Origin of the sequence: Shewanella hafniensis, from assembly GCF_019655335.1 — a bacterium.
GTDB lineage: Bacteria > Pseudomonadota > Gammaproteobacteria > Enterobacterales > Shewanellaceae > Shewanella > Shewanella hafniensis.
This window is the reverse complement of sequence record NZ_BPFD01000040.1, coordinates 1-12,949: the sequence shown is the minus strand read 5'-3', so window position 1 is coordinate 12,949 and position 12,949 is coordinate 1. Positions and strand designations below refer to the sequence as shown.

The 12,949-nt window shown below is 46.0% G+C and carries 16 protein-coding genes; 7 read left to right on the top strand and 9 right to left on the bottom strand.

The window, feature by feature from the left end:
- The first annotated feature begins 3 nt into the window (after positions 1–3).
- The 4 genes from rsmA (at position 4) to K5Q99_RS12550 (ending at position 4,203) form a co-directional block, all read left to right on the top strand.
- Positions 4–810: a 16S rRNA (adenine(1518)-N(6)/adenine(1519)-N(6))-dimethyltransferase RsmA gene (gene rsmA, locus K5Q99_RS12565; protein ID WP_106649684.1), complete on the top strand. Its 807-nt coding sequence runs from the start codon at positions 4–6 to the stop codon at positions 808–810.
- A gap of 48 nt (positions 811–858) precedes the next feature.
- Positions 859–1,239, top strand: a complete 381-nt coding sequence (apaG, locus tag K5Q99_RS12560) for a Co2+/Mg2+ efflux facilitator ApaG/CorD (RefSeq protein ID WP_028761528.1) — start codon at positions 859–861, stop codon at positions 1,237–1,239.
- A 21-nt stretch (positions 1,240–1,260) separates the two neighbouring features.
- Positions 1,261–2,085, top strand: a complete 825-nt coding sequence (locus K5Q99_RS12555) for a symmetrical bis(5'-nucleosyl)-tetraphosphatase (RefSeq protein WP_220777051.1) — start codon at positions 1,261–1,263, stop codon at positions 2,083–2,085.
- Positions 2,086–2,181: 96 nt separating this feature from the next.
- Positions 2,182–4,203, top strand: coding sequence for a methyl-accepting chemotaxis protein (locus tag K5Q99_RS12550; protein WP_220777050.1), 2,022 nt, complete (start codon positions 2,182–2,184; stop codon positions 4,201–4,203).
- Positions 4,204–4,471: 268 nt separating this feature from the next.
- On the opposite strand, the gene K5Q99_RS12545 is transcribed toward K5Q99_RS12550, so the two are convergent.
- From K5Q99_RS12545 to rplU, 7 genes are all read right to left on the bottom strand, one after another.
- Positions 4,472–4,885, bottom strand: a complete 414-nt coding sequence (locus K5Q99_RS12545; RefSeq protein WP_220777049.1) for a DUF3718 domain-containing protein — start codon at positions 4,883–4,885, stop codon at positions 4,472–4,474.
- A 222-nt stretch (positions 4,886–5,107) separates the two neighbouring features.
- Positions 5,108–5,590 carry a type 3 dihydrofolate reductase gene (gene folA / locus K5Q99_RS12540; RefSeq protein ID WP_220777048.1) on the bottom strand — a complete coding sequence of 161 codons (483 nt, stop codon included), beginning with the start codon at positions 5,588–5,590 and terminating at the stop codon, positions 5,108–5,110.
- Between the two features lie 27 nt (positions 5,591–5,617).
- Positions 5,618–6,091, bottom strand: a complete 474-nt coding sequence (locus K5Q99_RS12535; protein ID WP_106649679.1) for a threonine/serine exporter family protein — start codon at positions 6,089–6,091, stop codon at positions 5,618–5,620.
- A complete protein-coding gene (locus tag K5Q99_RS12530; RefSeq protein WP_220777047.1) occupies positions 6,088–6,849 on the bottom strand; it encodes a threonine/serine exporter family protein in 762 nt (253 codons plus the stop codon). The genes K5Q99_RS12535 and K5Q99_RS12530 overlap by 4 nt, the downstream gene beginning before the upstream one ends.
- A gap of 27 nt (positions 6,850–6,876) precedes the next feature.
- Positions 6,877–8,046: an Obg family GTPase CgtA gene (gene cgtA / locus K5Q99_RS12525; protein ID WP_106649677.1), complete on the bottom strand. Its 1,170-nt coding sequence runs from the start codon at positions 8,044–8,046 to the stop codon at positions 6,877–6,879.
- Between the two features lie 214 nt (positions 8,047–8,260).
- Positions 8,261–8,515, bottom strand: coding sequence for a 50S ribosomal protein L27 (rpmA, locus tag K5Q99_RS12520; protein WP_006080527.1), 255 nt, complete (start codon positions 8,513–8,515; stop codon positions 8,261–8,263).
- Positions 8,516–8,529: 14 nt separating this feature from the next.
- Positions 8,530–8,841: a 50S ribosomal protein L21 gene (gene rplU / locus K5Q99_RS12515; RefSeq protein WP_006080526.1), complete on the bottom strand. Its 312-nt coding sequence runs from the start codon at positions 8,839–8,841 to the stop codon at positions 8,530–8,532.
- 271 nt (positions 8,842–9,112) lie between these two features.
- On the opposite strand from rplU, the gene ispB reads away from it, so the two are divergent.
- Entirely contained in the window at positions 9,113–10,084 is a 972-nt protein-coding gene (ispB, locus tag K5Q99_RS12510) for an octaprenyl diphosphate synthase (RefSeq protein WP_220593014.1), read from the top strand.
- An 84-nt stretch (positions 10,085–10,168) separates the two neighbouring features.
- Here the strand turns inward: ispB and ung are convergent, their stop codons facing one another.
- Positions 10,169–10,834: a uracil-DNA glycosylase gene (gene ung, locus K5Q99_RS12505; RefSeq protein ID WP_220777046.1), complete on the bottom strand. Its 666-nt coding sequence runs from the start codon at positions 10,832–10,834 to the stop codon at positions 10,169–10,171.
- Positions 10,835–11,021: 187 nt separating this feature from the next.
- Here ung and K5Q99_RS12500 point away from each other — a divergent pair, with 187 nt between their 5' ends.
- Positions 11,022–11,585, top strand: coding sequence for a pilus assembly FimT family protein (locus tag K5Q99_RS12500; protein ID WP_106649674.1), 564 nt, complete (start codon positions 11,022–11,024; stop codon positions 11,583–11,585).
- 73 nt (positions 11,586–11,658) lie between these two features.
- A complete protein-coding gene (locus tag K5Q99_RS12495; RefSeq protein ID WP_220777045.1) occupies positions 11,659–11,979 on the top strand; it encodes a DUF3144 domain-containing protein in 321 nt (106 codons plus the stop codon).
- A gap of 89 nt (positions 11,980–12,068) precedes the next feature.
- Here K5Q99_RS12495 and K5Q99_RS12490 read toward each other — a convergent pair whose 3' ends face one another.
- The gene (locus K5Q99_RS12490) at positions 12,069–12,683 is read right to left on the bottom strand and encodes a LysE family translocator (RefSeq protein WP_220777044.1); all 615 of its coding nucleotides are present in this window, start codon (positions 12,681–12,683) and stop codon (positions 12,069–12,071) included.
- Positions 12,684–12,949 lie beyond the last annotated feature (266 nt).

Genomic DNA, 12,949 nt, shown 5'->3' with positions numbered 1-12,949 from the left:
TTAATGAGCAACAAAGTACATTTAGGCCACACGGCCAGAAAGCGTTTCGGACAAAACTTCCTTACCGACGGCAATGTGATTGACCGCATTGTGGGTGCTATTGCCCCCGATAATCACCATGTGATGGTCGAAATCGGCCCTGGCCTTGGCGCCTTAACCGAACCTGTAGCCGATGCAGTGGATAATCTGACCGTCGTCGAACTCGACCGCGATCTGGTTGAACGCTTGCATCAACACCCAGTCCTTAAAGATAAACTGACCATTCACCAAGGTGATGCTCTGCAGTTTGATTTTGGCCAATTGAGTGTGCCTGGCAAAAAGATGAAAGTGTTCGGTAACTTACCTTACAACATTTCAACGCCGCTAATGTTCCACCTGTTCGAATTTGCCGAACAGATTGAAACCATGCACTTTATGCTGCAAAAAGAAGTGGTGCTACGTTTATCGGCAAGCCCTGGCTGTAAAGCCTATGGTCGATTAACGGTAATGGCACAATACTTCTGCCAAGTAGTTCCGGTTCTCGAAGTGCCACCCCACAGCTTTACGCCCGCACCTAAGGTCGACTCAGCAGTCGTACGCTTGCTACCATACGCGGTCAAGCCATACCCTTGCAAAGATGTGACCGTACTACGTCACCTTTGTACTACGGCGTTCAACATGCGTCGTAAGACTCTGCGTAATAACTTAAAGCACATGTTATCTGACGATGAGTTCGAGCAATTAGGGATTGACTCAAGTCAACGACCAGAGCAGATTAGCGTGCAGCAGTATGTTGCTATGGCTAACATGGTTTGTGATAAAAAAGCATAAATATATCAGGGCACTTAGGTGCCCTTATACCAAAGCCTAGGAACAAGAATGAGCGCATTGGACACCTCCATTCGGGTTGAAGTTAAAACTGAATATATAGAGCAGCAATCCTCACCCGAGGATGAAAAATACCTCTTCAGCTATACCATCACTATCATCAATTTAGGGGAGCAGGCGGCAAAACTCGAGACCCGTCACTGGATAATCACAGATGCCAATGGCAATACCAGTGAAGTCCAAGGCGCCGGAGTTGTCGGTGAAACGCCCACCATAGCGCCAAATACCGCCTATCAATACACTAGTGGCACTGTGCTCGATACGCCACTTGGCATAATGCATGGCACTTATGGTATGGTCAGCGAATCGGGTGAGCGTTTCCAAGCGACGATCCGTCCCTTCCGTTTAGCGACCCCAGGCTTACTACATTAATATCATTAGGAAAGGGGCACTGTGGCGCATTATTTTGTTGGTGATATTCAAGGCTGTTTCGCTGAATTACAAAAATTACTCGCTAAGGTCGATTTTATTCCCTCCCGTGATGAACTCTGGGCTGTAGGTGATCTTGTTGCTCGCGGACCAGACTCCTTAGCTACACTGCGCTTTTTTCGCTCCTTAGGTGATTCTGCAAAAACGGTTTTAGGCAATCACGATCTCCACTTAATGGCGTTGCACGGCAAGCTCAAACGCGCAAAGCCCAGCGATAATTTAACTGACATTCTTGAATCACCCGATATTTCAGCCTCAATTGACTGGCTGAGACAGCAACCCCTAATGCGTGAATTACCCGAACACCAGCTCATCATGAGTCATGCGGGTGTGCCACCGCAGTGGTCGCTTGAGATATTAAGAGAAGAAACCGCACTCGTCAGCCGTGCACTCAAACAAGATGATTATCTTGAGGCACTGATAGCACAAATGTATTCGGATAGCGCCGAACAATGGGACCCAGGTGCAATTGGCATAGAACGCTTACGTTACTGCATCAATGCATTAACACGCATGCGCTACCTCTATGTCGATGGCAGACTCGATTTTGATTGTAAACAACCTCCTGAAAACTGTACTAATCCACAACTCAAACCTTGGTTTGAATTTGCTTCGCCTCTACGACAGAGCCACACCTTAGTTTTTGGCCATTGGGCAGCACTGATGGGCAAGGTTGGCGATACTAAATTAAAGGCTTTAGATACAGGTTGTTGTTGGGGTGAACACTTAACCCTATGGCATCTTGAAAAAGACCAAAAAATTACCCAAAAAAAGTTAAAAAAGAGTTAAACTAAAACAGCTTAAAGTCGATAACAGACTGAGCCGCCTAACCCTGAAATCGCCCTGTTTTCATTTGGAAAAATATAATAAAAATCGGAGTATCCTATGAAATTTAACGTAGCCACCAGAGTGATTGGCGGATTTGGTATTGTCACGCTTTTGCTCGTGGTGCTGGGATTTACATCCTACCTCACCAACAACAGCCTAAAAGCCAGCTCGGCGATGATGCAAGAATTAAGCTTACCTGCGCTTAAGTCGACCAATCACCTCAGTGAAACCTTGAGCGAGCAGCAAAGACAAATCCTGATTGCTTATCACACCCCTAAATCGGCCAATATTCCCAGTATTCGTAAAGTGTTCGATGATCATGGCACTCAGTTCAAAAACGAAATAGCCAACATCACCCAATTAGTGAAAAGCCAGCCAGAACTCACCACCTTAATCAGCCAACTAAACGGTAGTTTCTCAAGCTTTGAGCGAGACAGCCTTGCGATGATCGCCGAACGTGAGGCTTCATTAAGCAAGCAAGAACAATTAATTAATCTAAAGAAAAAACTCGAAAATGCTGCCGATGATGCCTCATCAGAACTGCTCGATATTGTTGATTTAGAAAGCAGTCAAAATCCCGATGAACAGAGCCTGGCCGCGTCAGCCAGCGCGATTGATACTAGCCTCGGGAATATCATCACCACTATTGCAGATTTAGTGACTAATGAAGAAGACAATAAACACGAATTGATCTCTAAAGAACTGGACTACATTATAAGCGAAACTAAGAACAAGCTTGAATATGTAAATCGTCACGGTCAAGGTATCGTCAATGCGGATACCTTAAGTTCAGTCACTAAAGATATCGAAAAAGTTTTAGCACTCGTCACTGGCCCGCAATCTATGTTACAGCTGAAATCGAGCCAACTTTCCCATGCTAAAGAAGCCGTAATCAAACTCGGTATTATCGAAAAAGACGTGAAAGTTATTAATTCCAACATGGAGGACGTGAGCAATAACATCGAACTTGTTGCCGCCAATATGAGCAACGACACCATAGCTAAGATTGACTCTGCTAGCATACAAACCATGATTGTGGTGTTAGTTGCCATTATTGTCGCTGTCATTGTGAGTTTTGCTGTAGTGAACCCGCTCAAACGCTCACTCAGCCAAGTGAACAATGCCCTTAACGTCTTAGCCTCAGGCAACCTTACCCATAAGCTGGATGACTCTGGACACGATGAATTTGCGGAGCTGGCGAAAAACTGCAATCGTCTCGTCGATAGCTTACGCAGTTTGATTATCGGTATCTTGGATAGGTCGAACCAACTGGCCGCGGCAGCTGAACAAACGTCGGCAATCACAGCGCAAACCACCTCGGGCATTCAAGAGCAAAAAAGCCAAGTTGACCAAGTGGCCACAGCAACCACAGAACTGAGCTCTAGCGCGCAACAGGTGTCGTTAAGTGCAGATCAAGCCCTTGAGCAAATCAAGCAAGCCGACCAAGAAACTCAGCATATGCGCGCCATTGCCGAAGAGAACAAACTGACTATTTTGGCTTTAGCCGATGAAGTCGCCAAGGCAGGAGTAGTGATCAATAAAGTGCAGTCTGATAGCGCATCAATTGGCTCAATCTTGGATGTGATCCGCGGCATTGCAGAGCAGACTAACCTACTCGCCCTCAACGCCGCCATTGAAGCAGCTAGAGCCGGCGAACAAGGCCGTGGTTTTGCAGTAGTTGCCGATGAAGTCCGTAGCTTAGCCTCACGCACTCAGGTATCGACCCGAGAGATCCAACAGATGATCGAAGTGTTGCAGCAAGGTGCAGAACAAGCCGTTGCCGCCATGGATATGGGACGCGCTCAGGCCAATGCCTGCGTTGAAAAAACGGAGCAAGCCAATATTGCCCTCGAAACAATTAGTCAATCAGTGCATAAGGCCTATGACTCAGGCACTCATATCGCCCATGCTGCTCAAGAGCAGAATTTAGTCAGCCAGCAAGTGTCTGAAAAACTAGAGCATATTGCAGCCATTTCGGAAGAAACCGCTATCGGCGCAGATCAAACGGCTCAATCTAGCCATCAAGTTGCCAAGCTAGCCGAAGAGCTTCAAGCTTCAGTCGGCGAATTTAGAGTCTAAATTTTAATGATTAAAATCCTCTAAACCAAGGGTCGCTTAGCGGCCCTTTCTTTTGAGCATAATTCACTTCCCCGATCTTACCGAACATCCAGCTTGACCGACTTTACACAAATTAAGGCCATAAAAAATGCCGAACTTAAGTTCGGCATTTATCTAATTCAAGGCAAAGCGTTTAATCCAAAGCGCTTAATACTCGTCACTGAATGAAACTAAGCAGCAAAATGGGCTAAAGTGCCGCTGGTTCGGAGCAACAAGTTCAGCTCAGCGATTACTCTTCTTCGCCGCCCGCTGCAGCGCCAAGACGCTCTTTCACTGCTGCAGTGATAGGACTATCTGCATGACCGTTTGCTTCGGCCCAAGCTTGAATAGTCATACCATCGGCCTCTGCGACACTCAGTTCAGTCACAGACAAACGTTTAGCAACAAACTCACCAGCGTCATTCGCACTCGCGCCGTAGGCAGTACGCAATAGACTTGCACCATCGCAACTGATGCCACTGTAAATCTGACGTAGCTTAACACGGCTTTCTTTTAATTTTTTACGTAGACGGTTTTTATCGTTAGCTTTTACGTAATCGCAAATACTCGCTACAAGTGGGTCAACACCCGCTACAGCTGGGGTTGGTACAGCAATATAGCTAAATCCAATTAACGTAGCCAAGGCTACAGGCATAAGACGCATCCGATACTCCTTAATACTTTCTTATAGTTTTATTATCAATTTTGTATGGGCTGCATCTCGTCTCTAAAGGGTATTGACCTCTTGGCTTTAGCTCTCGTTCGAAATCTAGGATAACGAAATAGGCTATCTCTTCTTTCCGTGAAAACTAAATGTCCGATATGATGCAATACGTTAGATAAAATGACGCCCCATACACACAGGGTACACAACAGAGGCTGCAATTTAACATTTTTTTGCCAAGTTGATAAAGCGATATTCCAAACCATCCGCATTTATACTAGACAAAGATTCCGTTTCTTTCCAAGTTCCATCATCCCAGTGGGGAAAAAATGTATCTCCCTCTACCTCTAGCTTGATTTGTGTCAAATATAAGGTATCTGCGCAGGGCAGCAATTGGGCATAAAGCTGTCCACCACCAATCACCACTAATTCTTCACACTCGCCAGCGGCTTGTTTGGCGGCATCAAAAGAAGTCACACAGGTCACGCCCTCAATAACGAGATCCGTTTGACGCGAAATCACTATATTATGTCGGCCAGGAAGGGGTCTACCAATGGACTCAAAGGTCTTACGGCCCATCACCACGGGCTTACCTAAAGTCATGGCTTTAAAGTGACGTAGATCTTCTGGAAGATGCCATGGCATTTTATTCTCTTTTCCGATGACTCGATTGTTTGCCATCGCGGCTATCATAGCAATGCGCATGCTCACTCCTGTTTTATTGAAATAGAATTATTGAATGACGGGGCGGGTTCTGAAATACAGCAAGCTCGGCATGGCTAGCCCCACAGCTAACGCCCCGAGAATAAAGACGGTTTTGAGGCCATTACTAATCACTTGTGCCGTCAGCTCAGGACTCACCTGCGACTGGGCAGTCAATTGCACTAAGGCAATGACAGTATTAAAAGCATAAGTACCTGGGATCATAGGAATAATGGCGGCGACAGCATACATTAAAGGGGGGGCTAAGTGGCGTTTTCCAAACCCTATGGTAATAATCCCGACGATAGCAGCCGCGGCAAAGGTGGCCCACTCAATTGGTAAACCAAACTGTAGCATTAAGGTGCGCGAGCTATGACCAATGGCTCCCGCTATAGCGCAATAGGGAAGAAATCGTTTAGGAACATTAAACACCATAGCAAATCCTACGGCGGGGATTGCTGAGAAAAAAGCATCGTGCAACAGCGTTATCAGTAATTCCATCATAGGAAAATCCCGCCGATCTGCATCGCGATCGTAATCCCGATGACCGAAGAAACGGTCAACAAGGTCGCATGGCCCCAACGGGAAATGCCGACATTCATATGCCCTTTCACCATATCCGATATCGCATTGATCATCGGAAAACCAGGCACTAGCATTAGCACACTCGCTGCCATAGCTGCCTTAGGGGTTTCACTCAATTCAAACACATAGCCCGTCTGAGCCAACATGCTGGTGACAAAAGCGGTGACGGCAAAGTTAATCAATAAATTAAAATGCCGCTTAGCAATCGCTAAACGTACAGACATACCCACTGCTGCGGCAAAAAAGGTAATCACACACGAGATAAGATCACCATTAAACAGGTGACAAAAACTAGCACAAGACAGGCCAATCATGAAGACAACTAAGCTTGGAGGATAGCTTTTAGGCTCAATCCGCGCCAAACGTTTACGCACTTCATTGGGGCCATACAGCCCTTTTTCAGCTAATAAACAGATGCGTTGCAATTCACAAACTATGGTCATATTAATGCCATGCTCACGGATGCGACGAGTCGTAGTGATGCATCGACCATGAACCAAGCTGGTTAATACGAGAGAATTGGAGGAAATGGAGAGTTCTACGCTGGCAAGACCTAAAGCCTGACCTAGACGCTGGCTGATTTCTTCAACTAAATCAGATTCTGCGCCGTAGGCCAGTAGCAATTGTGCAGCACGCACAACTTGCCGAGTAATATCATTTTGAGTATCTGCGTACACTGAACTCTCAAAATTAGGACGTTAAGATTATCTCTGGTAAATAACTTCTACGTCGTAGTCGTCATCATCAAAGTCGTCGTCATCATCTTCATCAACATAGTCTTCATTTAATGAATCAAGGTTGGCTTGATGATAATTATCCCACTTGAACTCGACTTCACTATCTGGGTCAACCTCATTGTCTTCTGGTGGCAGGCTCGCAATATAATCGAGGAGTTTTAATGCCAACTCATTAGTGCCGTCGCGGTTGTAGGCAGAAATAGTGTAAACGTCACCTTCCCAACCCATTTCTTTAACGATACGGTCAACCTTTTCTTGCAGCTCTTCTTCGAGCAGCAAATCGGTTTTGTTAAAGACTAACCAACGCGGCTTGCTCGCCAACTTTGGAGAATATTTCTCAAGCTCACCAACAATAGCGCGCGCAGACTCAACCGGATCGGTTCCGTCAATCGGCTCAATATCGATGATGTGCAGTAGAATACGACAACGCTCAAGATGCTTTAAGAAGCGAATACCTAAACCCGCACCATCGGCAGCACCTTCGATGAGACCAGGAATATCCGCAATCACAAAGCTTTGACCAGGACGTGGATTAACCACACCTAAGTTAGGCACTAGTGTTGTAAACGGATAATCAGCCACTTTCGGCGTTGCACGGGAAACCGCACGAATGAATGTCGACTTACCCGCGTTAGGCATGCCAAGCAAACCAACGTCAGCCAGCAGTAACAACTCTAATTTAAGGCTACGCACTTCACCGGGTGTTCCTAACGTCTTTTGACGTGGGGCACGGTTAGTACTGCTCTTAAAACGGGTGTTACCTAAACCATGGAAACCACCTTTGGCAACCAATAGCTTTTGACCGTGGGTCGTTAAATCCCCAAGGACTTCTTCAGTATCATGATCGACCGCGCGAGTACCAACAGGAACTTTTAAGATCAGATCTTTACCGCTGTGACCGGTACAATCACGGCCACGACCATTTTCGCCACGCTCAGCCATGTGAAAACGTTCAAAACGGAACTCGATCAAAGTGTTGAAGTTTTCGTCAGCTTGCAGGAAAACACTGCCACCGTCGCCACCATCACCACCATCAGGACCACCATCAGGTACATACTTTTCGCGCCTAAAGCTAACACAACCGCTACCGCCGTCGCCTGCTTCGACCCTAATTACTGCCTCATCGACAAACTTCATACTTACTCCTGGCACCACTGAATGAAGCAATTATACCGTCTAACTTCATTGGTCGCCAAAAAACTCGAGATACTTTGCTCCCAATCTTACCTGTCAATGCTCATTCTTGGTAATCATTTACCAACTCAAGCATCTACACGGCGTAAATAGAAGCACAAAAAACAGAAAGCCCCACCAATGGCGGGGCTTTAACAGTATAAGCTAGGTTCGAAAATTAAGCTTCGATGCTAATAAACTTACGGTTATTAGCGCCTTTAACTTCGAATTTCACTTTACCGTCAGTCAGAGCAAACAGAGTATGGTCACGACCAATACCTACGTTTACACCAGCGTGGAATTTAGTACCACGTTGACGAACGATAATGTTACCAGCTAGAACTGATTCACCGCCAAAGCGCTTAACACCTAGACGTTTACTTTCTGAATCGCGGCCGTTACGAGTAGAACCGCCAGCTTTTTTATGTGCCATGAGTTAGACTCCTATTATGCGTTGATAGCAGTAATTTTAACTTCAGTGAACCACTGACGGTGGCCCATTTTCTTGTCGTGATGCTTACGACGACGGAACTTAACGATAGTTACTTTATCGCCACGACCGTGACTTACAACTTCAGCAACGACTTTACCGCCAGCTACTAAAGGAGCACCAACATGCACTGTTTCGCCATCAGCGATCAAAAGAACTTGATCGAATTCGATAGTTTCGCCAGTTGCAACTTCTAACTTTTCTAAACGAACAGTGTGGCCTTCGGCTACACGGTGTTGTTTACCACCACTTTGAAAAACAGCGTACATAGCTATTTTACTCCAATTCCTAACACGCGGGCTCATTCTTGGATGAGGCAGGGTGCTATAAAAACTTTATTGACAATGGGCGCGGAGTTTACGCGAAGAATCTAACTCTGGCAAGCCCTAATTAGGAAAGAATAAAAAAAGACCGGATTAACTCTCACATTAGTTGAGCTAGTGCTGTCATATGTCAGAATTTTAGGTAAAATTCATTTCATTATAACACGTGAGCCTAAACAGGGGCCGGTACGTAATGACCCCACAACCAGAGTCTACTATGGATTTAAACGCTATTCGTCAACTGGCTGACACTGATATGCAAGCAGTCAATCAGCTGATATATAAACAGCTTGAATCAGATGTCGCCCTAATTAACCAATTAGGTTTTTACATTATTAATGGTGGTGGTAAACGTCTTCGTCCTCTGCTGTCGGTATTAGCCGCACGTGCGGTCAACTACGAAGGCGAAGCGCATCTAAAGCTAGCGGCGATTATTGAGTTTATCCATACGGCCTCATTGCTCCACGATGATGTAGTTGATGAATCGACATTGCGCCGCGGACGAGAAACCGCCAATGCACTATTCGGCAATAGCGCCAGCGTGCTGGTCGGGGATTTCCTTTATACCCGTTCATTCCAGATGATGACCGAACTCGACAGCATGAAAGTGCTCAGAGTGTTGGCGGATACCACGAACGTGTTAGCCGAGGGCGAAGTCTTGCAACTGATGAATTGCAACGATCCTGATACCACAGAAGACAGCTATATGCGGGTCATTTATTGCAAAACCGCTAAGTTGTTTGAAGCAGCCACCCTGCTTGCGGGCGTGTTAGCGGGTGCAACGCCAGAGCAAGAAACCGCCTTAGGTAACTATGGTAAGTATCTTGGTACCGCCTTCCAGCTTACCGACGATTTACTCGACTATACCGCCGACAGTGATGAGCTAGGCAAGAACATAGGTGATGACCTGGCTGAAGGTAAACCGACTCTGCCACTCATCTATGCTATTGCCCATGGCACAGACGAAGAGAAACACCTCATACGTCAAGCAATTGAGCAAGGCGATGGGACACAAGCCATAGATAAAATAGTGGCAGCACTACACCATTGCGGCGCGTTAAACTACACCCAGCAAAAAGCGATTGAAGAATCAGAGAAAGCCATCGAGGCATTATCGATTCTGCCCGATAGTGACTACAAGCAAGCCTTAGTTGCGCTTGCAAAAATTTCTGTAGACCGCAATCACTGAAAACTCGCTAATTCGTTTTTAGCCCAAAGAAAAGGTCTTACTCAGTAAGACCTTTTTTATTGCCTCAAACCCGCAACCCTAAGATTAAACCTGCCAGCGGATCGGCGCTTTGCCTCGCTCAAGTAATAATTGATTCACTTGAGAAAAATGCCCACAGCCAAAGAACCCCCGATAAGCCGATAAAGGTGAAGGATGCGGCCCAGTAAGCACTTGATGTTGCGGTGCAGTAATCACTTGACCTTTTTTGATGGCATGACTGCCCCAAAGCACGAAGATAATCGGCTGTGTCTGGCGATTCAATAATTCCAGCACTGCAGCCGTAAACACTTCCCAGCCCGCTTTGGCATGGGAATGTGCCTTACCTTGCTCAACGGTTAATACCGTATTGAGCATTAATATCCCCTGCTCCGCCCATGCGGATAAATCCCCGTGGGATGGAATGGTAAAGCCATCAATATCCGTCGCTAATTCCTTGTACATATTGGCTAAGGAAGGCGGCGGTTTAATACCGCGCTTGACCGAAAAGCATAAACCATGGGCTTGATCTGGGCCGTGATAGGGATCTTGACCAATCAATACCACTTTGACCTTTTCAAGCGGAGTCATACTAAAAGCATTAAAAACATCGGCTTCGGGAGGATAAACCACTTTTCCAGCCCTGCGTTCATTGTCTACAAACGCACTTAGTTGCTGAAAATAAGGCAAAGCCCTTTGCTCATCGATAAATGTTTGCCATGTCGCCTGAGTCACGATTTTACTTCCTCAATTTTATTATCGGGTTAGCTTAAAAGTCCTACTGTGGAATGGCAAGTTTGAAGGTTATGCTTGTCGATAATTGATAAGACTATGCTTGCTGTGTTTCGCTTTAAGACTTTCAATTTAAAACATTCGAATTTAAATGCTATAGTGCGCCCATTCTCGCACAGTCTAATACGCCATGATGATCCAACATTCTGATAAATTGATGCAACGACATCAAACGGGTTTCACCTTAATAGAGCTTGTGGTGGTCATCATAGTGCTCGGTATTTTAGCGGTAGTGGCCCTGCCAAAATTTATCAATGTGCAGCAAGATGCGCAAATCGCCACAGTCAAAGCCGCAGGCGGTGGCTTTAAGTCAGCTATCAATCTGGCGCGATCCGTTTGGGCGGTAAAAGTGGGTTCAGGTCCAAAAGAAGACTTACCGGTATTTGGCACGGCGCAATCTGAACAAGTGGATTTCAACGCCTTCGGCTGGCCTGCACAACACTATATCTTTGGTAATGAAGCCTCACCGGCGCTCGATAATGTCGAAGACTGTATCTCGGTATGGGAAGTATTATTCCAAAATACCCAACCGAGTGTCTCACGCCTAAATGTTGATACGACTGAAACCGACTACAAAGCCAGCTATACCAACCCTGGCAAGTGCACTTATTTCTATCGAACCAACGACAAACTCTCGATCAGTTATGACTCCCAAACCGGAGTCGTCATTACCGACACAGATCCCAATAGTTAATGCCTGACGATTCCTTCTTACGTCAATTAAGTTAGAATCCAACTTTAATCTGTTACTTTTTAGAGTGAACGCTATGACCGACACGAGCAACACCACCATTTACGAACTTGCCGATCAGTTTATTGCCTTAGCCAATCAGCTAAGCCAACAAGAAGCAGATGTAGGCAAGGTTGGCACGGCACTGCGTTTTGCCGCGGCACGTTTTAACGCCTTCGAAGCCGCGATTAAATCAGCGGATCTCGGCGCCGAGAAAGAAAGCGCATTAGAATGGTTTAGCAGTGAATTCAAAGAAATGCTGAGTGACAACTTAGACGATCACATCGCGAATCCGCCGATTCTCCAAGAAGCGGTGGCAGAAGAGACCGACAATTCAGTGCAAACGTTTAAAGGCTAAGCACGCCTTTCATGCATAGCGAAAACATAAAAAACGCCATCGATTGATGGCGTTTTTGTTTGTTGAAACAGATGACCTGCAATCAATAACTAAAGCGTGTACACCACGCGGAACGCCAGCAGTATTAACACCACGCCGGACAACTTATCAATTAACCCTGCCTTTTCCCGTAGTTTAGGCAACACGCTTGAGTGGGATAACAATAAAGCGATAAGCGTATACCAAAGTCCATCGACCACTAAAGGGGTAAAAACGATTAAAGCTTTAGCCGTCATGCTGTCGGCCACCATCACGAATTGGCTGAATAACGCGAGGAAAAACAGCATGATTTTAGGATTAAATAAGGAAATGGCGATACCATCACGGGCGGCGGTCAAGGTATCTGTCGCCTCCCCTGCGGCCAATTTAGCTTGCATACCGCCCTTGGAACGCAGCGCCTGAACTCCCATCCAAGCCAGATACAAAGCACCGAGAATCGCAATGCCATTAAAGACTAAGGGCGCCTTTTTAAGTACAACCGCTAAGCCGAGTAACGTCACCAACGCATAAATCCCAATGCCTATCGAATGTGCCCACGCACACACTATACCCTTGCCCCGTCCACCGCCTAAGGTATGGCGCACCACCATAGCTAAGCTTGGGCCCGGCGACATAGCCCCCAAACAACAAATAGCCAATAAACCTAACCATGTACTAAAACTCATTGAACACACCTTACGCCGAATAAAAAGGCCCCATTGATGTAGATAAACTCTGGGGCCTTAAACTTGTTTGTATTCTAGCATCGCGCCATTAAGGCGTTAACGCTAATCCATCCATTTGTCGATAAATTAACGGCTATTTGGGGTATGAAGTCCAACAGAACGAAAACGTACGTTAAGGTTTTATTGGGGTTTATCTGCTTTAGGATTACAATCCACCGTACTTAAGTACGGAGAGCAAGGCCCAAATGTACACAATCAGTCAATTA

What these genes read in the sequence shown, in the direction of transcription:
- rsmA (WP_106649684.1), top strand. Translation starts at nt 4, where the DNA reads ATGAGCAACAAAGTACATTTAGGCCACACGGCCAGAAAGCGTTTCGGA.
- apaG (WP_028761528.1), top strand. Translation starts at nt 859, where the DNA reads ATGAGCGCATTGGACACCTCCATTCGGGTTGAAGTTAAAACTGAATAT.
- K5Q99_RS12550 (WP_220777050.1), top strand. Translation starts at nt 2,182, where the DNA reads ATGAAATTTAACGTAGCCACCAGAGTGATTGGCGGATTTGGTATTGTC.
- K5Q99_RS12545 (WP_220777049.1), bottom strand. Translation starts at nt 4,885, where the DNA reads ATGCGTCTTATGCCTGTAGCCTTGGCTACGTTAATTGGATTTAGCTAT.
- folA (WP_220777048.1), bottom strand. Translation starts at nt 5,590, where the DNA reads ATGCGCATTGCTATGATAGCCGCGATGGCAAACAATCGAGTCATCGGA.
- K5Q99_RS12535 (WP_106649679.1), bottom strand. Translation starts at nt 6,091, where the DNA reads ATGATGGAATTACTGATAACGCTGTTGCACGATGCTTTTTTCTCAGCA.
- cgtA (WP_106649677.1), bottom strand. Translation starts at nt 8,046, where the DNA reads ATGAAGTTTGTCGATGAGGCAGTAATTAGGGTCGAAGCAGGCGACGGC.
- rpmA (WP_006080527.1), bottom strand. Translation starts at nt 8,515, where the DNA reads ATGGCACATAAAAAAGCTGGCGGTTCTACTCGTAACGGCCGCGATTCA.
- rplU (WP_006080526.1), bottom strand. Translation starts at nt 8,841, where the DNA reads ATGTACGCTGTTTTTCAAAGTGGTGGTAAACAACACCGTGTAGCCGAA.
- ispB (WP_220593014.1), top strand. Translation starts at nt 9,113, where the DNA reads ATGGATTTAAACGCTATTCGTCAACTGGCTGACACTGATATGCAAGCA.
- K5Q99_RS12500 (WP_106649674.1), top strand. Translation starts at nt 11,022, where the DNA reads ATGATGATCCAACATTCTGATAAATTGATGCAACGACATCAAACGGGT.
- K5Q99_RS12495 (WP_220777045.1), top strand. Translation starts at nt 11,659, where the DNA reads ATGACCGACACGAGCAACACCACCATTTACGAACTTGCCGATCAGTTT.
- K5Q99_RS12490 (WP_220777044.1), bottom strand. Translation starts at nt 12,683, where the DNA reads ATGAGTTTTAGTACATGGTTAGGTTTATTGGCTATTTGTTGTTTGGGG.